Annotated in this window: 20 protein-coding genes; 17 read left to right on the top strand and 3 right to left on the bottom strand. The window is 61.3% G+C overall.

All coding sequences use genetic code 11. The annotated features are described in order from the left end of the window. Window positions 1-33 precede the first annotated feature (33 nt). The 7 genes from ftsZ to ileS all read left to right on the top strand — a co-directional run bounded on the left by ftsZ (window position 34) and on the right by ileS (window position 7,990). Window positions 34-1,248, top strand: a complete 1,215-nt coding sequence (gene ftsZ, locus HMPREF3171_RS07540) for a cell division protein FtsZ (RefSeq protein ID WP_070422197.1) — start codon at window positions 34-36, stop codon at window positions 1,246-1,248. A gap of 14 nt (window positions 1,249-1,262) precedes the next feature. Beyond that, a complete protein-coding gene (gene pgeF / locus HMPREF3171_RS07535) occupies window positions 1,263-1,988 on the top strand; it encodes a peptidoglycan editing factor PgeF (protein WP_070483975.1) in 726 nt (241 codons plus the stop codon). Next, window positions 1,981-2,667, top strand: coding sequence for a YggS family pyridoxal phosphate-dependent enzyme (locus HMPREF3171_RS07530; RefSeq protein WP_070483973.1), 687 nt, complete (start codon window positions 1,981-1,983; stop codon window positions 2,665-2,667). The genes pgeF and HMPREF3171_RS07530 overlap by 8 nt, the downstream gene beginning before the upstream one ends. A gap of 35 nt (window positions 2,668-2,702) precedes the next feature. Continuing rightward, window positions 2,703-3,185, top strand: a complete 483-nt coding sequence (locus HMPREF3171_RS07525; protein ID WP_070483971.1) for a cell division protein SepF — start codon at window positions 2,703-2,705, stop codon at window positions 3,183-3,185. Window positions 3,186-3,207: 22 nt separating this feature from the next. Further along, the gene (locus tag HMPREF3171_RS07520; protein WP_070422201.1) at window positions 3,208-3,516 is read left to right on the top strand and encodes a YggT family protein; all 309 of its coding nucleotides are present in this window, start codon (window positions 3,208-3,210) and stop codon (window positions 3,514-3,516) included. Window positions 3,517-3,647: 131 nt separating this feature from the next. After that, window positions 3,648-4,607: a DivIVA domain-containing protein gene (locus tag HMPREF3171_RS07515; protein ID WP_070483969.1), complete on the top strand. Its 960-nt coding sequence runs from the start codon at window positions 3,648-3,650 to the stop codon at window positions 4,605-4,607. 218 nt (window positions 4,608-4,825) lie between these two features. Beyond that, on the top strand, window positions 4,826-7,990 hold the full coding sequence (gene ileS, locus HMPREF3171_RS07510; RefSeq protein ID WP_070483968.1) for an isoleucine--tRNA ligase: 3,165 nt from the start codon (window positions 4,826-4,828) through the stop codon (window positions 7,988-7,990). 74 nt (window positions 7,991-8,064) lie between these two features. Here the strand turns inward: ileS and HMPREF3171_RS07505 are convergent, their stop codons facing one another. Then, window positions 8,065-9,228 carry a S1 family peptidase gene (locus tag HMPREF3171_RS07505; protein WP_070483966.1) on the bottom strand — a complete coding sequence of 388 codons (1,164 nt, stop codon included), beginning with the start codon at window positions 9,226-9,228 and terminating at the stop codon, window positions 8,065-8,067. Between the two features lie 217 nt (window positions 9,229-9,445). Here HMPREF3171_RS07505 and HMPREF3171_RS07500 point away from each other — a divergent pair, with 217 nt between their 5' ends. Then, the gene (locus HMPREF3171_RS07500; RefSeq protein ID WP_070483964.1) at window positions 9,446-10,744 is read left to right on the top strand and encodes an HNH endonuclease signature motif containing protein; all 1,299 of its coding nucleotides are present in this window, start codon (window positions 9,446-9,448) and stop codon (window positions 10,742-10,744) included. A 42-nt stretch (window positions 10,745-10,786) separates the two neighbouring features. Next, window positions 10,787-12,169: a DNA polymerase IV gene (locus HMPREF3171_RS07495; RefSeq protein ID WP_070483962.1), complete on the top strand. Its 1,383-nt coding sequence runs from the start codon at window positions 10,787-10,789 to the stop codon at window positions 12,167-12,169. Here the strand turns inward: HMPREF3171_RS07495 and HMPREF3171_RS07490 are convergent. Beyond that, window positions 12,158-13,051: an asparaginase gene (locus HMPREF3171_RS07490; RefSeq protein WP_070484142.1), complete on the bottom strand. Its 894-nt coding sequence runs from the start codon at window positions 13,049-13,051 to the stop codon at window positions 12,158-12,160. The two genes, HMPREF3171_RS07495 and HMPREF3171_RS07490, sit on opposite strands and share 12 nt — an antisense overlap. Window positions 13,052-13,126: 75 nt before the next feature. Here HMPREF3171_RS07490 and HMPREF3171_RS07485 point away from each other — a divergent pair, with 75 nt between their 5' ends. After that, a complete protein-coding gene (locus HMPREF3171_RS07485) occupies window positions 13,127-13,714 on the top strand; it encodes a WKL family lipoprotein (protein ID WP_070483960.1) in 588 nt (195 codons plus the stop codon). Window positions 13,715-13,718: 4 nt separating this feature from the next. Here the strand turns inward: HMPREF3171_RS07485 and HMPREF3171_RS07480 are convergent, their stop codons facing one another. Continuing rightward, the gene (locus HMPREF3171_RS07480; RefSeq protein WP_141743380.1) at window positions 13,719-14,639 is read right to left on the bottom strand and encodes an oxidoreductase; all 921 of its coding nucleotides are present in this window, start codon (window positions 14,637-14,639) and stop codon (window positions 13,719-13,721) included. Window positions 14,640-14,702: 63 nt separating this feature from the next. On the opposite strand from HMPREF3171_RS07480, the gene lspA reads away from it, so the two are divergent. The 7 genes from lspA to dnaE form a co-directional block, all read left to right on the top strand. Then, on the top strand, window positions 14,703-15,209 hold the full coding sequence (gene lspA / locus HMPREF3171_RS07475; protein ID WP_070422208.1) for a signal peptidase II: 507 nt from the start codon (window positions 14,703-14,705) through the stop codon (window positions 15,207-15,209). Continuing rightward, window positions 15,202-16,128 (top strand): RluA family pseudouridine synthase, encoded by a 927-nt coding sequence (locus HMPREF3171_RS07470; protein ID WP_070422209.1) that lies wholly within the window; start codon window positions 15,202-15,204, stop codon window positions 16,126-16,128. The genes lspA and HMPREF3171_RS07470 overlap by 8 nt, the downstream gene beginning before the upstream one ends. Beyond that, the gene (locus HMPREF3171_RS07465; protein ID WP_141743379.1) at window positions 16,109-16,627 is read left to right on the top strand and encodes a hypothetical protein; all 519 of its coding nucleotides are present in this window, start codon (window positions 16,109-16,111) and stop codon (window positions 16,625-16,627) included. Before HMPREF3171_RS07470 ends, HMPREF3171_RS07465 begins: the two co-directional genes overlap by 20 nt. A gap of 38 nt (window positions 16,628-16,665) precedes the next feature. Beyond that, on the top strand, window positions 16,666-18,255 hold the full coding sequence (locus HMPREF3171_RS07460; protein WP_070450906.1) for an efflux RND transporter periplasmic adaptor subunit: 1,590 nt from the start codon (window positions 16,666-16,668) through the stop codon (window positions 18,253-18,255). 162 nt (window positions 18,256-18,417) lie between these two features. After that, window positions 18,418-19,128, top strand: coding sequence for an ABC transporter ATP-binding protein (locus HMPREF3171_RS07455; RefSeq protein WP_070422382.1), 711 nt, complete (start codon window positions 18,418-18,420; stop codon window positions 19,126-19,128). Continuing rightward, window positions 19,129-20,397 carry an ABC transporter permease gene (locus HMPREF3171_RS07450; RefSeq protein WP_070450908.1) on the top strand — a complete coding sequence of 423 codons (1,269 nt, stop codon included), beginning with the start codon at window positions 19,129-19,131 and terminating at the stop codon, window positions 20,395-20,397. It abuts the gene before it with no gap. A gap of 33 nt (window positions 20,398-20,430) precedes the next feature. Then, the coding region (dnaE, locus tag HMPREF3171_RS07445) for a DNA polymerase III subunit alpha (RefSeq protein WP_246815346.1) at window positions 20,431-23,959 on the top strand (3,529 nt) is incomplete at its 3' end.

Below are 23,959 nucleotides of genomic sequence, written 5' to 3'. Positions count from 1 at the left end.
AACACCCGAGTTTTGAAAGGCGAGACTTACGCTATGACTTCTCCCGCCAACTACCTCGCCATGATCCGCGTCGTCGGTGTCGGCGGGGGCGGCGTCAACGCTGTGAACCGAATGATTGAGGAGGGGTTGAAGGGCGTCGAATTCGTCGCCATCAACACTGACTCGCAGGCGCTGCTGTTTACCGATGCCGACACCAAGCTCGACATTGGTCGAGAAGCCACCCGTGGGCTGGGTGCAGGCGCGAACCCCGAGGTTGGCCGCACTTCTGCCGAGGACCACAAGCAGGAGATTGAGGAGTCCCTGAAGGGCTCCGACATGGTCTTCGTTACCGCAGGCGAAGGCGGCGGCACCGGTACTGGTGCGGCCCCGGTCGTCGCAGGTATTGCAAAGAAGATGGGCGCACTGACTATTGGTGTTGTGACCCGCCCGTTCACCTTTGAGGGCAAGCGCCGTACCCGCCAGGCGCTGGCTGGCATTGAGAACCTGAAGGAAGTTTGCGACACCGTCATCGTGATCCCGAACGACCGCCTCCTGCAGCTCGGAGACGCGGAGCTCTCCATGATGGAAGCGTTCCGCGCGGCTGACGAGGTGCTCTACAACGGTGTTCAGGGTATTACCAATCTGATCACCATCCCGGGCATGATCAACGTCGACTTTGCGGACGTGCGCTCCGTCATGGCCGACGCGGGTTCCGCGCTCATGGGCGTTGGTTCCGCGCGCGGCGAGAACCGTGTGATGACCGCAACTGAGCAGGCCATCAACTCCCCGCTGCTGGAGACCACCATGGAGGGCGCCAAGGGCGTGCTCATCTCCGTCGCCGGTGGCTCCGACCTCGGCCTGATGGAAGTTAACAACGCTGCTTCCATCGTGGAGGAGAAGGCCGACGACGATGCCAACATCATCTTCGGCACGATTATCGACGACAATCTGGGCGACGAGGTCCGCGTGACCATCATCGCCACTGGCTTCGACGAGAAGGCCAACGCTCGTCCTGCCGAGGACGCCCCGCAGGCAAGCGTCGTCGCTCCGGCCGAGGAGCTTGAGTCCCAGCCGGAGAAGCCGGCCGAGCCACGCACTGAGACCCGGACCGAGACCCGCGCCGAGCAGCCGTCGGAGAGCTACCAGGCTCGTCACCGCTACGAGCCAAACCGTGGCCTGTTTACGGACCGTGAGGACTCCCGTCCGCGCCGCGACGAGGAGTTCGGCGGCGGCTTCGACGACTTGGATGTGCCTGATTTCATGCGCTAGTTAGACTGGCTGGCATGCCAGATCTTTCCAACCGCCCCGTCCGCATGGTGTTTACTTCCCGTGCTGGCGGGGTTTCGCGTTCTCCGTACGATGCGTTCAACCTGGGAACGCATGTTGGCGACGACCCAGCCGACGTCGCCGCGAACCGTCAGCGTCTCGCCGACATCTTGGGCCTTCCCGCCGAGCGTTTCGTGTGGATGGAACAACTCCACACCAACACCGTCACCGTGGTCGACGGGCCTGCGGATGAGCCGGTTGCGACCACTGACGCGATCGTGACTCGCGAGAAAAACCTCGCGCTGTGCGTGCTGGTTGCGGACTGCACCCCCGTGCTGCTGTCCGACCACAGCGCAGGTGTGATCGCCGCAGCCCACGCGGGCCGTATGGGAGCTCGCAACGGCATTGTGCGCCGCACCGTCGAGGAGATGGTGGCGCTTGGCGCAGCCCCGGAGCGTATCCAGGTGCTGCTCGGGCCGGCGGCGGCAGGTGAGTCCTATGAGGTGCCTGCCGAGATGGCTGCGGACGTCGAAAAGCATTTGCCCGGCTCGCGCACAACCACCAAGCAGGGGACCGCGGGCATCGACGTCCGTGCCGGGCTTGTGCGCCAACTGATGAGCATGGGCGTGACCCACATCGACGCAGATCCGCGCGATACCATCACCGATACCGATTTCTTCTCTCATCGCCGCGAGGGCGTCACCGGACGTCAGGCCGGCGTGATTTGGATGCCAGATGCATAACCTTGAAACCGTAACCAAGCAGATTCACGACGCCGAGCGCGCCGCCCGCCGCCCGGAAGGCAGCGTGCAACTCTTGCCCGTGACCAAATTCCACCCCGTTGAGCGCATTATTGAACTCGCCGAGGCAGGCATCACCCTCGTCGGTGAGAACCGCGAGCAGGAGGCCCGCGCGAAGGCTGAAGCTCTGGATGGGCGGTGCCAGATCGCCATGATCGGCCAGATCCAGTCCAAGAAAGCTAACGCCGTCGCGCGTTGGGCGGCTCAGGTCCACTCGCTCGACTCGGTCAAACTCGCCCACGGCCTTGACCGTGGCATGGCGCTTGCCCTCGAGCGCGGCGACCGCACCACGGACACCCTGCCGTGCCTGATCCAGCTTTCCGACGACGGCGATACCGCCCGTGGCGGCGCCTCCTACGACGACGTGCCGGAAATCATCGAGGCGGTCGAAAATTCCGAGCATCTTCGCCTCGACGGGTTCATGGTCGTGCCCCCGTTGAACTCCGACCCCGAGACGGTGTTCCGCAGGGCACGTGCGCTTGTCGACGACACCTCCGCCCACCTCGGCCGCGACCTCATCTTGTCGGCCGGTATGAGCGGGGACTTTGAGACAGCAATCGCGTGCGGATCCGATCTCGTGCGTGTCGGAACAGCGCTGCTTGGGCCCCGCCCCGTAGGCTGACCTTCATCGCAAAACCACCCCCAAGGAGCCCCACTATGTCCTTCTTTGGCAGCGCAAAAGAATTCTTCGGCCTCGGTCCGATCGAGAACAACGAGGACGACGCCTACTTTGAGGATTCGCGCTACTCCGAAACTTCCTCGACTGCTGGCGCTGGCGCGTACGACCGTGCTGAGCGTCCGTCGCGTTATGAGCGTGACCACCGCGAGGTGTCGTCGACACGCGCCAGCTACCGTCCGACCCCGCGCATCGTCAACGTGTCTCCGCGTAATTACAACGATGCCAAGGAGATCGGCGAGCCGTTCCGCGATGGCGACGCAGTGGTGATGGACCTCACCGATCTGGACACCGCCGATGCAAAGCGCATCGTCGACTTTGCTGCTGGCCTGTGCTTCGGCCTGCGCGGCAGCATGCACAACCTGTCCCGTGGTGAGGACACTCGCAAGCGCCTGTTTGCCATCGTCCCGGAAAACGCCAACGTGGACAAAGATGCGCTGAAGCGCTCCGCGGGCCTGCGCTAGACAACCTGTAGGGTGTGAACGCGTGGCACTTATCGGAGCAATTCTTTACGCCGTCATCGGCATCTACTCGCTGATTGTCGTCGTGCGCATCATCATTGAGATGATTCAGGCATTTTCGAAGCACTTCGACCCGCCCCACTGGTTCATCATGGTGGCGGAACCACTGTTCAAGATCACCGACCCTCCAGTGTTTGCATTACGCAAGCTCATCCCCCCGTTGAGGTTGAACGGGGGAGTAGGGCTCGATGTGAGCGTGATCGTGCTTTTCCTGGCACTTTCCCTGCTCCAGATGGTTATCCGGGCGACGATGATCGTTCCGGCACTGCATTAGCGCGCTGTCATGTGCGTTGTGTAGACGAAACAGTTACAATTCAGCAGACAAATTAAGTACGTTCCCGTAACGTGGGGCGCATTCGCGACCCGCAGACGCGGGTCCGTTACAAGAACATGAAGGGAACGCAAATGCCGTTGACGCCAGCTGACGTGCACAATGTCGCTTTCAGCAAGCCCCCGATTGGCAAGCGGGGCTACAACGAGGACGAAGTTGATCAGTTCCTCGACCTGGTTGAAGACGCGCTTGCACAGCTCCAGGATGAAAACGAAGAGCTCCGCGCACGACTCGAAGAGGGTGGCGCTGGCGTAGCGGCACCGGCAGCAGCCGGTTCTTCCGCAGACGAGGCTGCAATCCGCCGCGAGGTGGAGCAGAAGATCCGCGCTGACTACGAGGCGCAGCTGCGTTCCGCGAAGGAAGCCAAGGACAAGGCCGAGGCTGAGGCTAAGGCTGCCAAGGAAGATGCGGCAGCAGCCCGCAAGCAGGCTGAGGAAGCTTGCGCACAGGCTGCGAAGCGTCCGGCTGAAGGCGTGTCCAAGGCGGTCAACACCGCCCCGCAGAAGGCAGAGCCTTCGCAGGATTCGCACATCCAGGCTGCCAAGGTGCTCGGCCTTGCACAGGAGATGGCAGACCGTCTGACCAGCGATGCCCAGGCAGAGGCAACCTCCATGCTGGCAGACGCACGCAGCGCTGCAGAGCGTGAGGTGGCCGAGGCTGAGGCGAAGTCCAAGAAGCAACTGCAGGACGCTCAGACCCGCTCCCAGTCTCAGCTGCAGGAGGCGGAGACTCGCGCCAAGCAGCTCGTCGCCGAGGCCCAGAAGAAGGCCGAGGAGACCACTGGCGAGGCCGCTTCCCGCGCCGAGGCCCAGATCCGCCAAGCGGAGGAGAAGGCCAACAAGCTCAAGGCAGACGCAGAGCGCAAGCACACCGAGATTATGAACACGGTGAAGCAGCAGCAGACTGCGCTGGAGAATCGCATTGCGGAGCTGCGCACCTTCGAGCGCGAGTACCGTACTCGCCTGAAGACGCTGCTTGAGTCCCAGCTCGAGGAACTCGAGGCCCGCTCAACTACGGCGCCGAACGAGAAGTAAAACCTCAACGCCCGGGAGTGCTACACTTCCGGGCGTAACGCTTTGATCCGGCTATCACCGGGGAGCATTCCGGAAGAACGGCATCGCGCTTATTAGAACCGGACGTTAAATGGGAAGACGTCACTTCCTTCACCACAAATGAAGTGGGGGCTTTCGCCCCAAGCAGGGTGGTACCGCGCAGCACATGCGTCCCTGCAGATTGTGTGTGGAGGAGTGTCATGGTTGGCAACGTCTACCCCAAGGTCGATATGACCGGAGGCAGCGACAAGTTTCCCGAGATGGAACGCGCTGTGCTCGACTACTGGAACAAGGATGAAACGTTCCAGGCATCGCTTGAGCAGCGTGAAGGCAGCGAAGAATACGTGTTCAATGACGGCCCGCCGTTTGCTAACGGTCTGCCTCACTACGGCCACCTGCTGACGGGCTACGTCAAGGACATCGTTCCGCGCTACCGCACGATGACCGGCTTCCACGTGCCGCGTGTGTTCGGCTGGGACTGCCACGGTCTGCCTGCGGAGCTTGAGGCAGAAAAGCAGCTCGGCATCACTGACAAAGCCCAGATCCATGACATGGGTCTGGAGAAGTTCAACGAATACTGCGCGAAGTCCGTCATGCACTATGCCGGCGAGTGGGAAGAGTACGTCACCCGCCAGGCTCGTTGGGTCGATTTTGAGAACGGCTACAAGACCATGGACCCGGAGTACATGGAATCTGTCATGTGGGCGTTCAAGGAGCTCTACGACAAGGGCTTGATCTACCAGGGCTTCCGTGTGCTGCCGTACTCCTGGGCAGAGCACACGCCGTTGTCCAACCAGGAGACGCGTCTCGACGATTCCTACCGCGACCGCCAGGACCCTACCGTCACCGTCACCATGCCGTTCACCGGCGGGCGCGCCGGCTACGCTGCGGAGAAGACGTGGGCTGAGCACCCTGAACTGCACGATGCGGCTGCGATCGCCTGGACCACCACGCCGTGGACGCTGCCGTCGAACTTGGCGTTGGCGGTTCACCCGGAGGTTGAGTACTCGTTGGTGAAGCCGGGGGATGAGGGTGTCGTCGATACGCCATTGCTCTTGGCGACGAACCTGCTCGGCGCATACGCGAAGGAACTCGGCGAGTACGAGGTCATCTCCACGTTCACCGGCGCCCAGCTCGAGGGCCTGGAGTACGAGCCGGTCTTTGACTACTTCCGCGACCACGAGAACGCGTTCATGGTGCTCAACGCGGACTACGTCACCACCGAGGACGGCACCGGTGTCGTCCACCAGGCGCCCGCCTTCGGTGAAGACGATATGTTCACCTGCCAGGACTACGGCATCGATTTGGTCATCCCCGTCGACGCCGACGGCAAGTTCACCTCGCTGGTTCCGGACTACGAAGGCAAGTTGGTCTTCGACGCGAACCGCGACATCATCCGCGACCTGCGCGCCAAGGGCCGTGTCGTGCGTGACCAGACCATCGTCCACTCTTACCCGCACTCCTGGCGCTCCGGCGAGCCACTGATCTACATGGCGCTGCCGGCTTGGTTTGTGAAGGTCACGGACATCCGCGACCGCATGGTCGAGCTCAACCAGGAGATCGACTGGATCCCGTCGCACATCCGCGATGGCCAGTTTGGCAAGTGGCTCGAAGGCGCTCGCGATTGGAACATTTCGCGTACCCGCTACTGGGGCTCCCCGGTGCCGGCGTGGGTATCCGATAACCCGGAGCACCCGCGCGTGGATGTCTACGGTTCCCTCGATGAGCTCGAGCGTGACTTCGGTGAGCGCCCCAAGTCGCTGCACCGTCCGCACATTGATGAACTGGTGCGTCCGAACCCGGACGACCCGACTGGTAAGTCCATGATGCGCCGCGTGCCGGACGTGCTTGACTGCTGGTTCGAATCCGGCTCTATGCCGTTTGCGCAGTACCACTACCCGTTTGAGAACCGCGAGGAGCACGACGCTCGCCAGCCGGCTGACTTCATCGTCGAGTACTCGGGCCAGACCCGTGGCTGGTTTTACGTCCAGCACGTGCTGTCTACCGCGCTGTTCGACCGTGTGGCGTACAAGAAGGTCGTCGCCCACGGCATCGTGCTTGGTTCCGACGGCCAGAAGATGTCCAAGTCCAAGGGCAACTACCCGAACGTCAACGAGGTTTTCGACCGCGACGGTTCCGACGCGATGCGTTGGTTCCTGATGTCTTCGCCGATCCTGCGTGGTGGCAACCTGATCGTCACTGAGCAGGGTATCCGCGAGGGCGTGCGCCAGGCGCTGCTGCCGATCTGGAACGCGTACACCTTCCTGCAGCTGTACTCCTCTGAGGACGCTCAGTGGTCGGTGGATTCCGACAACGTGCTCGACCGTTACATCCTGGCCAAGACCCACGACTTGGTGGAGGCCGTGGGCGAGGCTCTCGACGACACGCGCATCGCCGATGCTTGCGATGAGGTGCGTCGCTTCGCGGACACCCTGACCAACTGGTACGTGCGTCGCTCCCGCGACCGTTTCTGGGAAGGCCAGGAGGCCCACCCGGAGGCGTTCAATACGCTTTACACGGTGCTTGAAGTCGTGACCCGTACCGTCGCGCCGTTGCTGCCGTACATCTCTGAGGTGATCTGGCGTGGCCTGACCGGTGGCCGTTCCGTGCACCTGACTGACTTCCCGAAGACAGACAACCTGCCGGCGGATGCTGACCTGGTCGCTGCGATGGATGCGACGCGTGCGGTGTGTTCGGCGGCGTCGTCGGTACGCAAGGCGAACAAGCTGCGTAACCGTCTTCCACTGCCGAAGCTCACTGTTGCTCTGCCAGAGGCTGATCTACTTGAGCCGTTCCGCTCCACCATTCGCGACGAAGTGAACGTCAAGGACGTTGAGCTCACCGCGGATGTGGACTCGGCTGGTTCGTTCGAGGTCGTCGTTAATGCGAAGGTTGCTGGTCCGAAGCTGGGCAAGGATGTCCAGCGCGCGATCAAGAACGTCAAGGCTGGCAACTACGAGCGCCGCGGCGACGACGTTGTGGTCGACGGCGACATCGTGCTTACTCCGGAGCTCTACACCGAGCGTCTCGTTGCCGAGAACCCGGAGAGCACTGCGCGTGTCGACGCCGACGCCGCCGTCGGCCTCGTCGTCCTGGACACCAACGTCACTGAGGAACTCGAGGCTGAAGGCTGGGCCGCCGACGTCATCCGTGGCCTGCAGGATGCGCGCAAGCGTGAGGGCCTTGAGGTCTCCGATCGCATTGCGGTTGTGCTTGCGGTGCCGGCTGAGAAGGAGGAGTGGGCTCGTCGTCACGCAGAGCACATTGCCGCTGAAACGCTGGCAACCTCCTTCGATGTGGTCACCGAACCAGTCGAAGGCCATGATGTTGTCGACGGTGTGACCGCCACCGTTCGCAAGAATTAGGCGCTGACGGACTATGCCGCTGCATAGTGGATCCTGACCCGGACCACTATGCAGCGGCATAGTGTTTTTAGGGGCTAGCCGTGAAGCGTGAGGCCCCAGTGCTGCATTGCGCCTGCGATTTCCATGCCGCTGGTGAGCGTCTTGTTGTAGTCGCTGCCGTTCGACGTCACCCCTAGCGCCCATGCGTCCGTGCCGTCGAACGCGAAGATTGCGCCTCCGGAATCGCCTCTGTCAGCGATGTTGCGAAACACGAATTGGCCGGCCCTATCTACCTCGACGAATTTGCCGCAGGAGTAGCCAGTGGTGGCACCGAGACGGCAAATGGTCATGTTGCCTTGCCCCGCTTGTGTTGGGGTGATCCAGCCCTTCAATCGGGAATTTACGGGCAGTGCGGAATCCACGTACGGCTTGGCATCGTCGTAAATCTCAATCAGTCCGATGTCGGTGCCGATAAAGCCCGTGTTGTCGCGCTCGTAGAAGGATTCGACCATCTCGCCCACAACCAGTGACCCGCCGTATTGGTCATTGACGTAGAACTGGTCACCCACATCGCCGCAGTGCCCGGCAGTAACGATGAATGTGCGGTTTTCCCGCGACGCGATAAAACCAGTAGAGCAGTAGCTTTTGTTCACGTTGTAAATCTTCGCGCCAGGTACAACCTTGCCCGGAGCCTCGAGAAACAGCCAGTCTTGTTTGTTGTGATAGTAAATGCCCAGGTTGTCGTCCCTGCCGGTTACTCCCGCGCCGTTGTTTCGTGGGTCGATGCGTTGCGGGTCCACGGCCTGTGCCTGTGGTTGCTGCGGCTGTGCGTGCTGTCGCTGTGCTTGCCTTGTGGGGCTGGATTCCGATTGCGGGGCGAGAAAGTTCTCGGGAGGGAAATAAAAATTGCTCACTTGGGCGTCGGAGTCGTCGATCCTGCAACGGAATGTGAATTCACCGATGTATTCGTCATTGCTGAGAAAACCGGAGATCTCGCTGTCGAACGTCTGTCCTGTGATTGCGTCGGTGGGCACTTCGTGTGCATAGACCGTTAGGGCGTCGTAGGCAACGCCGTCGGCGGTGGACGCGTTTCTGGCGGCGCTCTCGCATAATTCGGCGACCTCAGTCGGTGTCAGTTTGGTCTCGGGAGCATCGGCGGCGATATCTTCTGCACCGGAACAGGCAGTGAGCGCAGTGAGCGTGGTCGCGGATGCGAGCGCTACCGAGATTAACGTTTGGATGATCTTCACAGATGTCATGGTGACACATCGTGGCGACGAATGTGTCGACTATGCAGCGGCATAGTTTTTCGAACAAAGAACCGCCGTCTGCTCCAAACTATGCAGCGGCATAGTGAAAAAGCTGCGCAGCCAAGGTGGGGGAATGGCCTCTTTGGGTAGATTTGAGGAAAACTATTGACTCGAACACCTATGCGATATATAAAGGTGTCAATGTTTGTAAACAAGGGGTGTGAACATGACAGTTGCAGTGAGCCAGTGGGTGGCTGATCGAACGAATGATTTGTCGGCAGAGGTGCTCGAAGACCGGATTAAGGTCAACCACCTTTCGGCCAATCACCATCGTGCGCGGATGCTTGAAGCAGTCGGGCAGTTCGATGAGCAGGATCTCGCGTCGCAGTATGGGGAGAAGTCGACCGCGACGTGGTTGCGTAGGGAACTCAACCTGCCCGAACCGACGGCCTTTGAGTATGTGAGGGTTGCCCGGGGCCTGCGCAGGTATCGCCGGTTATTCGAGGCGTTTGAGTCTGGGGTGATGCCGTATTCGACGGTTCGTTTTCTCCTGCAGTTTCTAGACGAGCAAAACGAAGAGGAGCTTGTCGCTCTTGCGTTGTCTCTGGCGTTTTCGGACCTGAAACTTGTGCTCGCCGGTGCCGGGCCGAAAGGCGATGAGCCGACCGAACCTTTCGCCCGGGCCAGAGAGTGCGACGATGGCATGCTTGCGTTCGAGGCCCGTCTTCCCGCCGTGGCTGGGCAGAAACTTCTGACCGCGCTGAAAATGGCGCAGTTGGCCAGTTTTGGTCTGGAGGACGTCGATCCGGAGGATCTCAACGATCCTGAAAAGGTGCAACTGCTTATCGACGACGCCACCAACGCCAAGGATGCTGTCGCCTCTGAGCAGGATCGCGAACCACGGAAACGGACAAAGATCACCGCCGAAGACATCGCGAAGACGGTTTCGCGCTACGGGCCTCCGGAGAAACAGGACGTTTACGCAGCGTTGCTGGCCATGGTGGATATGGTGCGGGCTCACCCGATTAGTCCGCTTCGTAGCCCCGGTGTGCAGGTCAATCTCATGGTGAATCAGGGCGGGGGCTGTTGGATGCCCGAAAACCGTGCCGCACGGTCAGAGGATGTGCGAAGCTACCTTGCTAACGCCGTGGTGCGGTTGCACTTGATGGACAAACATGGGCTGACCATCAACGTCGGCCGTGCACAGCGGTTCGCCACTGACGGCCAGGTGCAGGCGTTGCTAGCAACGTGGGGGTATCAATGTGCCATGCCTGGGTGCTCGCATCGCCGGTTTATTGAGATCCACCACATCCGAGAATGGGAGCATGGTGGCTCGACCAACATGGATAACCTCATTCCACTGTGCTCGAGTTGTCACTCGCAGGTTAGCCACGGGACGATCACAATTGAAAGCAGGGGAACCGACCTGTTCTTCACGTTTAACGATGGTGCGCGGTTTGTTTCCCGCGGGCGAGGGTTGCCGCGTCGCCTGGATTTCATCACGGGTACCTCATTCGATGAATGACGAAATTGGAACTCGGCGGTAGCGGTGGTGCACAGTGGTGGCATGACTCGCTGGGTGCTGCATATCGACATGGACGCGTTCTACGCGTCATGTGAGCAGCTCACCCGTCCCACGCTGAAAGGGCGGCCAGTGCTCGTTGCGGGTGTGACCGGCCGCGGGGTCGTGGCGGGCGCCAGTTACGAGGCAAGAAAGTATGGGGCGCGCTCCGCCATGCCAACACACCGGGCGGCACGTTTGGTGGGGCCAAAAGCAGTTCTTGTGGCACCCCGGCGGGCGGTGTACACGACCGTGTCGAGGCGAGTGTTCGAGGTGATTAGCAAGCACGTTGATGTGGTGGAGCAACTGTCTATCGATGAAGCCTTCATGGAGCCAGCTGAGCTCATTGGTGCTACCCCTGACGAGGTGCGTGAGTGGGCGAACCAGTTGCGCGCGGAGATCAAGGAGGAGACTGGCTTGCCGAGCTCGATCGGAGCTGGGTCGGGCAAGCAATACGCCAAGATTGGTTCGGGCCGTGCGAAACCGGACGGAGTGTTTGTCATCCCGCATGAAGAACAGTTAGAGATCCTGCATCCGATGCCGGTCAATGAGCTGTGGGGTGTGGGGCCGGTGACGGAGGCGAAGTTAGCGTCGGCGGGGATCGAGACGATTGGGGATTTGGCGGCGCTGACCGAGAAAGAACTCGATATCGCGATTGGTGGTGCGGTGGGCAAGCAGCTGTGGTGGCTTGCTCGCGGTGTGGATGAGCGGCCGGTTGCCCCGCGTGCTGTGGCGAAGCAGATCTCCTCCGAGCACACCTACCCGAACGATTTAACCCAGCCGTCGGAGGTAGACACTGCGCTGGAACGTGCGGCAGCGGATTCGCATCGACGGTTGCTCAAGGACGGGAGAGGGGCTCGCACGGTGACAGTGAAGCTGCGGATGGCGGACTTTCGCATTGAATCCCGCTCGGCGACCCTGCCGTATGCAACCGACGATGCGGAAACCCTGCTCGCAACGGCGTTTCGACTGGTGCGTTACCCGGACGAAGTCGGGCCAATCAGGCTTGTCGGGGTGTCGTATTCGGGCCTGGAGGATGCGCTGCAGGATGTGTTGTTTCCGGAGTTGGATCAGGAGATTGTGAAGCCGGCGCCGGTGGCGGAGGACTACGAAACTGGGGTGAGTGATCATGCCGCACCGGCTGGACTCGAGGTGGTCTCAGAGATGGGAGACACGCCAGGGCAGTGGCGGGCTACCCAGGACGTGTTTCACCCTGAGTTTGGGCACGGTTGGGTGCAAGGGGCCGGCAAAGGGTGGGTCACGGTGCGGTTTGAAACGCGCGCGACGGGGTCTGGCAGGGTCAAGAGCTTGCGTAGCGACGACCCCGCGCTCGTCCCGGCCGACCCCGTCGATTCGTTGGCGTGGGAGGATTGGCTGTCAGAGCAGTGAGCTGTGATTCACGCCGGTTGCCAGGGCGGTGAGCAGTGCGATACGAGCTTGGCCGGGGGAGAGGTGGCCCGCGGGCAGTGCGCCGAGGTCGCCGAGGGTAGAGCCGCCACCTGCGCCGCCGTAGGCGAAGGTCACTGCACCGTAGGGAGCAGAAGTGGCGATCACTACGGGGATGCCGCGGTGCAGCATGTTGCGAAGTGCTTCGCCGGTGCCGTCGGAGACGTTGCCGGCGCCGAGAGCCTCGACAACGACGCCGTCGGGGGACTTCGAGGCGACAAGATGTGCAACGGTGCCGTCGTCACCCGGCCATGCACGCAGGATCGGCACGAACAAGCCGTCCAATGGCGCAGCGGGGACAGGCATAGGTCGGCGCAGTGAAACGGGGACGTCGAAGGCGTCCAGATCGGTAGTGTGCCGCTTGCGTAGGCCGCGTGCAGGCAAGGTTGCGCCACCGAAGTGAACGAAGGCGCCACCGCCGCGTTGGGTGGCGGCCACCTCGATCGCGCCACGCAGGTTCGCGGGCCCGTCAGGGTGGGGATGATCGGCGGAGCGCATCGCACCGGTCAACACGACGGGACGTTCATCGCGGTGGACGAGGTCTAACGCGAGGGCGGTTTCTGCCATGGAGTCGGTGCCGTGGGTGATGACGAGGCCGGTGAGGGTGTCGTCGTGAAGCAATGTGCTAGTCAGCGCACGAAGGCGGTCGATGTCGGCGAGCCCCATTGACGACGAATCCAGGCTCGCGATCTCGCGAGTTCGCACGTCACGGGTTGTTTTGCTGCGGGCGACAAGTTCGTCGGCGGACAGGGTGGGCACCAGTGCGCCGGAGGCATCGGCGGTGGAGGCGATGGTGCCTCCGGTGGAGACAACGTAGACGGTCATGTGCACCAGAGTGCCAGAAATGGGCTTCAGTGCAGTAACGTTGAGCAAGTCAATCAAGGTATGCAAGGAGAACACGTGAAAGCACAGCGATTTGCTGCGGCACTTGCAGCGGCCAGCCTCGCGCTGGGTCTGACCGCCTGCTCGGGCGAGTCCGACAACACGGAGAACACCACCACCGCAGCCGAACAGGCAAGCGCATCCGACGCAGCGCCCGTGGCAGAAATGCCCACCGCAGAAGAGCTCAACGCAGTCCTGCAGCGCGCTGCCGACCCGAACCTGCCCATCGCAGAACGCGCGAACACCGTCCAGGGTGGCGAAACCACGCCGGAACTGTTCGATCTGATGACCCAGTCTCAGCAGGAATCAGGCGCGAACTTCCAGGTGGTCAACCCGGTGTTGCCGGGCTACACCACCAACTCGGTGTTGGCGACGGTGAACTTCACCCGACCGGACGCGGAATCGCAGCTGGCTGAGGATGTGGAGTTTGTGTACGAGGAGGGCCACTGGAAGATCTCGCAAAGCTGGGCGTGCTTCCTGGTCAGCAACACCTTGCCGCCGGAGCAGGTCCCAGACATGTGCAACACCGGCGCACCGGCCGCGCCAGCTGAGGCACCGGCCGAAGCGCCAGCTGAGCAGGCGCCTCCGGCAGCGCCCGCGCTGTAATCAGTTAAGCGCCGTACCGCACAGCCCGCGTGATGTCTTGGACCACGCGGGTTGTTTGCTCCCCGCCGGAGTACACCAGGTGGGTTGTCGCTTCCACCTCGCCTGACACTGGCAACGGGCGGGAGAAATCGACGGTGATGTGCCCCTTCGACGTGGTGGAAGAGGACTCCACCTCGATGTGCTGGCCGTTGAGGTCCCCGGCGGCATCGGCGTCGACCGTCATGTCCTTTTCCGAGGGGCGTTCCTCGATGTCGACGGCGAGGTCAACGGTGGAATCGGTAAGCGACTCGACAGTGTAGGTGGTGGTGCGCAACATCGTGTTGTCGCCGGCGACTCGGTTTTCCACCTTCCATACGCCACCCTCACCGATTGGTTCGGTGGGGAACACGACGTTTTGGGTGATCAGCGCCAGCAGGGCGGGCTCCACATGTTGCAGGCCGCGCTCCGGTGCTTCCGGTGGGGCGAGCAGTTTGATGGTGGAGATCTTCCCGGAGTCGTCGCCACGCCAGCTCATGCGGAAGCCTTCAGTGGCGGCGACGTCCTGGCCGATGTCCAGGTTGGAGTGTTTGCCGGAGCCGACGGTGAAGTCGATTCGTCGAGAAGCAGCTGCTTCTCCCTCGCCGGGTTCAGGTGCGTCACCAACCGAGATGTCCAGCGGCAACGTCGTGATCGCCACATCGCCGCCCCGGACCTGATCGCCCACTGTCTGCGCGACACCGGACGAGACCGCAACCGTGGTGGACCAGGGCTCGGCGTTCTCGGTGTACGACAACACGCGAGCATGTTCGCCCGTATCGACGACAGTGACACCCGGCTCGTCCACAAGGAACGCGGGCACGCCCTCGATCAGGTCTTCCTCGCCCGCGCATGCGGTGAGGGACAGTGACAAAGCAACGGCGGCAACGGCGGCAGTTAAACGAGACATCTTTAAGAACGTACCGCACGGCATACGCAGGGGTAGCGTCCGAGGCGCTAAGGTGGGACGGCGATGGAACAGGCAACGAAACCCCGCTCGACACCCCGCTACCTTGGTGTCGTGATCGCTGTGATGCTCATCGTGGCGGCGCTGGACCAGCTCCTGAAAATCATCATGGTCGCATGGCTGGAACCCGGAGTGCCCCACCCAGTGATCGGAGATTGGTTCCGCTTCTACCTGCTGTTTAACCCGGGCGCCGCATTTTCAATGGGGCAGAATTCGACGTGGTTATTCACCACCCTCCAACTTGCGTTTGTCATTGGTGCGCTGTGGTTTGGTCCTCGCATGTCCACACGTTGGGAGGCGTTTGGTCTAGCGCTGGTCGCAGGTGGCGCACTGGGCAACCTGTGCGACAGGTTGTTCCGTGAGCCTGGATTCTGGTTCGGACATGTGGTGGACTACATCTCCGTAGGCAGTTTCGCGGTGTTTAACCTGGCCGATGCTGCTATTACGGTCGGTGTGGTGGTGTTTGTCGTGGCCACCTTTGTTGCAGAGCGGAAGGGGGACAACGATGGGTAAGTTCCGGGCGCTTCCAGTGCCGGAAGGGCTGGACGGGATGCGTGTCGATGCTGCGATGTCGAAGCTGTTCGGTGTCTCCCGTGCCGTCGCCGCAGAAATTGCCGCGAACGGTGACGTGCTTGTTAATGGCACTGCTGCACAGAAATCGGAACGAGTCCACACAGGCGCCATGCTGGAGGTCACGCTGCCCGAGCCGAAGCGGGCACCGCAGCCGGTCACCGAACTCGTTGAAGGTCTGGAGATCCTGTACAAGGATGCCGACGTCATCGCGGTGGATAAGCCTGTGGGCGTGGCGGCGCACCCGACCCTGGGCTGGGAAGGCCCCGATGTGGTCGGTGGGTTGCAAGCCATGGGATTCACGCTTCCCGATGCCGGCCCGCCGGAGCGCAAGGGCATCGTGCAGCGTCTCGACGTCGGCACATCCGGCGTCATGATCGTTGCCGCAAGCGTGCCCGCTTACTCCGCGTTGAAACGCGCCTTTAAAGAACGCACCGTGGACAAGACCTATAACGCGTTGGTGCAGGGGCTGCCGGACCCGACAGTTGGCACAATCGATGCACCGATCGGACGCCACCCTTCCGCCGGGTGGAAGTTTGCCGTCACGCAGGACGGCCGGCCGAGCGTGACCCACTACGAGGTAATTGAAGCGTTCCGCCGGGCGAGTCTCATCGAGGTCCACCTAGAAACGGGCCGGACCCACCAGATCAGAGTGCATATGTCCTCGGTGGGCCATCCCTGCGTGGGAGATCCGATGTATGGGTCGGACCCGACTCTGTCGAAGCAACTCGGGTTGAAGCGTCAGTGGCTGCATGCCACCAGCCTTGGGTTCGTCCACCCGCGTACCGGTGAATATATGGAGGTCACCTCCGAGTATCCGGAGGACCTTCGTGTGGCGCTTGATGCGGTCCGTAACGGGTAGGCGGGTCGTCGCAACGCTGCTTGCAGCTGGTGTTGCGCTCTCAGCGTTGTGGGCGATTGGCGTTGCGACGCCACCACTGCCATCTGTGCTGCAAGGCGACACCCTCGGGCCCGAAGACGGGGAAGAGAACTACAAGCAACGCGCCGACGACACCTTGCGTGCCGCCGACGCCCCCGCGTTCGCGCTTGTGACGTTCGATACAGCATTATCTGTTCACGATGCTGCGGTGACGGTTGCGCCGGCGCGCCGGGCGAGTGCTCTGGTCGCGAACGGCGGAGCGCCTATCGCGGTTGGTGAACCGCCTGCGGGGCAGCTACGTGACGAAATCTTCCAGCAAGCAACCACGCAGCCAATTGACGCAGTGATCGTTTACGGTTCAGGCGATGAACTCCGCGCGGTTGCCGAACAGCCAGCTGTTTTCGCCGTGGAAGTATTGCCTTCTGATGCTGTGTGGGGAGCGTTTGCATTGACCCGAAACGTCTCTGGGGGCCGTGTATAGTTTGCGGAGTTATATGCCTGCTACCGGGAGGAGACCCCTTGGCTTCCGAGACCAATCACTCGACCGCACGTCGCCGGCTGACACGCGTGAGCCTGGCAATTGTCACGTCGTCCGCACTGCTGCTCGGCGCGTGCGGATTCGGTGGCGATGGCAACGGCGAAGGCGAAGGTGACGGGCTGCAGCCCGGCGATTACACCGTCGTGTCCCAGGAAGGCGTCTCTGACAGTGTTGTCGTCTCCGGCAAGATTGAGCCGGTGCGCACGGTCAACATCACCTCCGCGGTGCAGTCTGAGGTAAAGAACGTTGCAGTGAAGGCTGGCGATAGGGTCCAGGCGCAGCAGTTCCTCGTTGCCATGAATACCGAGGAGCTGGAGCGCCAGTTGGCGGTCCAGCAAAAGCAGCAGGCGAACGCGCAGGCTGATGCGCAGGCCAACGTGCAGCAGGCGCAGCAGCAGTTGAACGCGTATCAGGCAAGCATCAATAACGGGACGCACCCGGCGATTGCTGCTGCTCAAGCGCAGGTCGACCAGGCGCAGGCGGCTTATAACGCAGCTGTTGCTGCAGAGGGCGGCCCGCGCTTGATCAACCGCGGCATGGCGGCTGTGGAGCAGATGGCGGGTCAGATCTCCTCGCTTGGCAATGCGACGGCAAAGCCGGGTGTTCCAGCACCACCGGCACAGCCGGCACAACCGGCACCGCAAGCTCCGGCGCAGCTCGCTGGTGGTTCGTTGAGCAAGCAGGAGGCTCAGGCGGCGCTGCAGCAGGCTCAGGCGGAACTTGAGTCCGCACGTGCGCAGGCGGCGCAGGAACGTGACCAGTTGCAGGCGCAGGTGAGCTCCGCTACCCGTCAGGCCGAGTCGGCGCAGCTTGGCGAGGGCGACGGCACCCTCGAATACCAAGTCCGTGAAGGCACCGTGTACGCCCCGATCGCGGGATTGGTGACCGAGGTTTCCGTGCACGAAGGCGACATCCCGCAAGGCAAATTGCTCAGTATTGCCGACGATTCCTCCCTGGTCATCCGGGCAGACGTCCGTGAGTCGGACGTGCCAAACATCTCTGTCGGGGACCGGGTTGATTTCACGTCGACCGCAACTGGCAAGAAGCAGTTCAAGGGCAAGGTCACGCGCATTGCGCCGGCCGCGAGCGGTTCTGGTTCTGCTGAGGTTCCTGGCATGGCGATGGGCGGCGGCGGATCGCAAAATTCGAGCGAGGTGACGTTCCCGGTCGAGATCGAAATCACCGGCGACAAGGAAGGTCTGCTGCTGGGTGGTACCGCGCGTGCGGAGATCATTACCGCTGAGGCGAAGGACGCGCTCAACGTCCCGCTCGACGCCGTGTATGAGGAGGACGGCAAGAAGAAGGTTCTCGTCATGGCAACCGAGGGCGAAGATGCGACCTCTGGCAAGGTCGAGGAACGCATCGTGAAAACCGGTGCGTCCAACGACGTCGACATTGCCATTACGGGCGGCGACCTCAAGGCTGGCGATATTGTCGTGAACTGGCCGGACGAGTACCGCGAGCGTATCGGGGAGACCGTTGAGATCAACGACCCGAACTTCGACCCGGAGAAGGTCCGCGAGGCTCGCGAAGGCAAGAAGAAGCAGGACGGCGAGAAGGAGCAGCCGTAAGTGTTTCGCAGGAAAAAGCGTCCGCTTGACGACGACACCCTGACCGACACGACAGACACCCACGACCCGTTCTTCCTCGACGGCGAAGAAGACCCAGCCGATGAAGACGAACCGGTAGTTGAAACTGTCCCGGTGGAGGAAGTCGTCGATACGCAGCCGCGCATGGAGAACACCGGCAGGTTGATCGACATGCGCCGGATCGTGAAGACGTACAACGTTGGCGAGCCGAGCGAACTGACCGTACTGCACGGCGTGGATTTCTACGCTGAACAGGGCGAATTTGTTTCTATCGTGGGTCCTTCGGGCTGCGGTAAATCGACGTTGATGAACCTGATTGGCATGCTCGACCGCCCGACTGAAGGTGCGTATGCCTTCAACGGCGAACCTGTGTACGCGAAGCAGGACAAGGAACTGGCGCATTACCGCAGCCAAAACATCGGATTCATTTTTCAGAACTTCAACCTCGTTGGCCGCATCGACGCGCTGCAGAACGTGGCCATGCCGATGATGTACGCCGGTGTGCCGAAGCGCGAGCGCGAGGAGCGCGCCGCCGAACTGCTGGATCGCATGGGCATGGGGGATCGGTTGCACCACAACCCCAACGAACTTTCGGGTGGCCAGAAGCAGCGTGTGGCAATCGCACGCAGCCTGGCCAATGACCCAGGGCTGCTGCTTGCCGACGAGCCCACGGGCGCCCTGGATTCCAAAACCGGACGCATGGTCATGGATCTGTTCCACGAACTCAACCAGGAACTGGGCAAAGCCATCGTGTTTATTACCCACAACCCGGAGTTGGCTGAAGAAACCGGCCGGATCGTGGAAATGATGGACGGAAAAATCGCTCGTGTGCGCCAGCCGGGTGGGGTGAACTAGGTGAATATTCGCGAATCGCTACGGTTGGCGCTGTCCAGCCTGAATACCAACAAGTTGCGCTCGCTGCTGACGCTTTTGGGCATCATCATCGGCATCATGGCCGTGATCATCATCATGACGTTGGGCCGTGCTCTCGAGAACGATGTGATGGGTGGTCTGGAAGACGCCGGCACGACCACGTACCCGGTGATGGTGCACGAACGCGCGGAAGAAGGCGAGAAATCCGAGGACCCGTTTGCGGCGTTTGATCTTGCCCCGCCGACAAACGAGAACGATGCTGTCACGTTTGATCAGCTCAACGAGCTGCAAGCGTCGTTCGGCGACCGCGTGCAAGGCATCGATCTGGAGCTTTCCGGCGGTGGTGACGCACAGGTCGGGGACAACACTTCAAGTGTGTCGATCTACCCGTCGCTTGCGAGTTCGCTCGACATGCGTGGCCTGAAGGTTCAGTACGGTCGCGGGTTGGATCAAGACATCATTGATAGTCGTCGCCCCGTTGCCGTTGTGTCGCCAGAGCTGGTCGAGGCGTTGTTCGACAACGATCCGAGCAAGGCGCTCGGCTCCCGCTTCGACCTCATCATCGACGGCAAGCCGGCGGTGTTCACCATCATCGGTGTGCTGGAAAAATCGGAGAGCCAGCCCATGTTCGGGGAAACCGCGTTTGCGGACGCCTACATTCCGGTCACGGCCGCGGGCAGGGTTGGCTTGGAGGCGGACTGGGTGTCGTCGTTTAGCGTGCGTGCTGCTGTGGATGAGGACCCGGAAGTGTTCCGCGCAGACCTGCAAACGTACCTGGATCGCATGTACGCCGGTAACGACAACTACGAGGCCGAGGTGTTCGATATCTCAGCGAGCCTCGAAGGCTTGACGACGATCTTCCGCACCCTGTCGACCGTGCTCTCCGCAATCGGCGGCATCTCGCTCCTCGTCGGCGGTATCGGCGTGATGAACATCATGCTGATCACGGTTACTGAACGCACCCGCGAAATCGGCGTGCGTAAAGCGCTCGGCGCAACCCACAATGATATTCGTGTCCAGTTCATCGTAGAGGCGATGCTGGTGTGCCTCATCGGCGGCGTCATTGGCGTCATCCTGGGTGGCGCTGTCGGCATGATCGCCAGCTCGGCGCTTTTGGAAATGACATGGCCGCCGATCGGAGCCGTGGTGTTCGCGCTGCTGTTCTCGCTGGCGACCGGTGTGTTCTTCGGCGCATACCCTGCGTCGAAGGCCGCGAAGATGCAGCCCATCGACGCGCTGCGCTACGAATAATTCGGACTTGCGTAGCCGTCTAAGATGAGCCGCATGGCCAAAAAATCCTCCTTCGTTCATCTTCATAACCACACCGAGTTCTCCATGTTGGACGGCATGGCAAAGGTGGACTTGCTGGCTGAGGAGGTGTCCCGCCAGGGCATGCCAGCAGTCGGCATGACCGACCACGGCAACATGTTCGGCTCCAATGCGTTTTACCGTCGCATGGTCGATGCTGGTGTGAAGCCGATCATCGGCATTGAGTCTTACATGGCACCGGACTCTCGTTTTAATAAGAAGCGTGTGCTGTGGGGTACGCCGGATCAAAAGCGTGACGATGTCTCCGCGTCCGGCGCATATCTCCACCAGACCATGCTCGCCGAGAACGCGACGGGTCTGCGCAACCTGTTCAAGCTGAGCTCCCTTGCGTCGTACGAGGGACAGTTGGGCAAGTGGCCTCGCATGGATGCGGAACTTATCGCCGAGCATGCTGACGGCATTATCGCGACCACTGGCTGCCCGTCCGGTGACGTGCAAACTCGCCTGCGTCTAGGCCAGTTTGACGCCGCGTTGGAGGCTGCGGCGATGTGGCAGGACATCTACGGCAAGGACAACTACTTCCTTGAACTGATGGACCACGGGTTGCATATTGAACGCCGCGTGCGCGACGACCTGTTGCGCATCGGAGAGATGCTTGAACTGCCGCCGCTGGTGACCAACGACTGCCACTACGTCCTCGAATCCCAGGCGCCCGCGCACGAGGCAATGCTGTGTGTCCAGACAGGCAAGACGCTGCTGGATCCGGACCGCTTCAAGTTTGATGGCTCCGGCTACTACATCAAGACTGCCGAACAGATGCGTGAGTTGTGGGACTCCACCGTGCCTGACGGGTGCGACAACACCCTGTGGATCGCGGAGCGTGTCGGCGACTACAGCGAGTTGTGGGAGGAACACCCGCACGATCGCATGCCGATCGCGGACGTTCCGGAGGGACACACTCCGACGACGTGGCTGCGTGAGGAGGTTCGCCGCGGACTGTCGGAGCGTTTCAACGGGGGAGAGGTTCCGCAGGAATACACCGAGCGTGCGAATTACGAGATCGACGTCATCGACATGAAGGGCTACCCCTCCTACTTCCTGATCGTTGCGGAGCTGATTAAGCACGCCCGCGAGATCGGCATTCGCGTTGGTCCCGGTCGTGGTTCCGCCGCTGGTTCGTTGGTTGCGTATGCGTTGACCATTACAAATATTGACCCGATGGAGCACGGCCTGCTCTTCGAGCGATTCCTCAACCCGGAGCGTCCGTCCGCACCGGATATCGATATCGACTTCGACGATCGCCGCCGCGGAGAAATGATCACCTACGCCGCCGAGCGTTGGGGCGAGGACAAGATCGCCCAGGTGATCACCTTTGGCACGGTGAAGACAAAGCAGGCGATTAAGGACTCGGCGAAGGTGAACTTCGGCCAGCCGGGCTTCCAGATGGCCGACCGCATCAACGGTGCCTTGCCACCAGCAATTATGGCGAAGGATATTCCGCTGTCCGGCATCACGGACCCGGAGCACGAGCGCTACGCGGAAGCGGCTGAGGTTCGCTCGCTGATCGAGACAGATCCGGATGTGGCCAAGATCTATGAAACCGCCCGTGGACTTGAAGGCGTTGTGCGCCAAGCAGGTGTGCACGCATGTGCGGTGATTATGGCGTCGGTGCCGCTGATGGACCACATTCCGATGTGGAAGCGTCCTGCCGACGGTGCGATCATTACCGGTTGGGACTATCCGGCGTGCGAGGCCATTGGCCTGCTGAAGATGGACTTCCTCGGCCTACGCAACCTGACAGTGCTTGGCGACGCGCTGGAGAACGTGGAGAAGAACCGCGGCGAGACCATCGACCTTGAAGCCTTGGACACCGACGACGAGGCGGTGTACGAGTTGCTGTCTCGTGGCGACACCCTTGGAGTGTTCCAGCTCGACTCCGGAGGTATGCAGGAGCTTCTCAAGCGTATGAAGCCGACGGGCTTTAACGATATTGTCGCCTCGCTCGCTCTGTACCGTCCGGGCCCGATGGGTGTGAACGCTCACTGGGACTACGCCGACCGCAAGAATGGGCGCAAGCCGATCACTCCGATTCACCCGGAGCTTGAGGAGCCGCTGCGCGAGATTCTCGACGAAACCTACGGCCTGATCGTCTACCAAGAGCAGATCATGAACATCTCGCAGAAGGTAGCCAACTACACGGCTGGTCAGGCAGACGGCTTCCGTAAAGCCATGGGTAAGAAGAAGCCGGAGGTGCTGGCGAAGGAGTACGAGACGTTTTCTGCCGGCATGTTTGAAAACGGCTACTCCAAGGAAGCCGTCGATGCACTGTGGGGAACGATTGAGCCGTTCGCGTCGTACGCGTTTAACAAGTCGCACGCCGCAGGCTATGCGTTGGTGTCGTACTGGACTGCCTACATGAAGGCGAATTACGCCGCTGAGTACATGGCCGCGCTGCTGACCTCTGTTGGTGATAAGAAGGACAAGTCCGCGATTTACCTGGCGGATTGCCGCCACTTGGGCATTAGCGTGTTGCAGCCAGATATTAACGAGTCTGAAGAGAACTTCATGGCTGTCGGCAAAGACATCCGTTACGGACTTGCGGCTGTGCGAAACGTCGGTGCGGAAGTGGTGGAGTCCATCAAAGAGACCCGCAAGTCCAAGGGGCACTTCACCAGCTTCTCTGACTACCTGGACAAGATCGATCTCCTTCCGTGCAACAAGCGCATCACGGAATCGCTGATCAAGGCAGGCGCGTTCGATTCTTTGGGTCACCCGCGTAAAGGCTTGATGCTGATCCAGGAAGACGCGGTGGACTCAGTCTTGGCGACGAAGAAGGCCGCTGACAAGGGCCAATTCGACCTCTTCGCGGGCCTTGGCGGCGAGGACGGTTCCGCGAACTCTGCGTTTGCCATTGAAGTACCTGAAGACGAATGGGACCGTAAGCACAAACTCGCCCTCGAGCGCGAAATGCTTGGCCTATACGTGTCCGGGCACCCGCTTGATGGGTACGAGGAAGCCATCGATGCACAGACCGATACGCAGCTCACCACCATCCTGTCCGGTGAACTGCGTAACGGCGCAGAGGTCACCATCGGTGGGTTGATTTCGAATGTGGACCGACGCTTCTCTAAGAAGGACGGTTCCCCCTGGGCGATTGTGACCATCGAGGATCACCACGGCGCGCAGGTGGATGTGCTGCTCTTCAACAAGGTGTACGCGCTCGTCGCTCCGCAAATTGTGGAGGACAACATCATTTTGGTCAGAGCACATGTCTCAATTCGCGACGAGCGTATGAGCTTGTTTGGCGACGACGTCAAAGTCCCCGAACTTGGCCCCGGCAACGGTGCTGGCCTGCCGCTTCGTCTAACGCTGCGGACGGACCAGTGCACCATCGACAACATTTCGAAACTCAAGGGAGTGCTGTCGAACAACCCAGGCGACTCAGACGTCTATCTCAACCTGGTCAACGGCGAACACAGTCAACTGATGATCCTCGGCGACCATTTGCGAGTGCACCGTTCTGCGAGCCTGATGGGTGATCTCA

Source organism: Corynebacterium sp. HMSC08F01 (assembly GCF_001807545.1).
In the GTDB taxonomy this organism is placed as follows: domain Bacteria; phylum Actinomycetota; class Actinomycetes; order Mycobacteriales; family Mycobacteriaceae; genus Corynebacterium; species Corynebacterium coyleae.
Note: the sequence above shows the minus strand (reverse complement) of the source record. Positions and strands in the feature narration are given on the sequence as shown.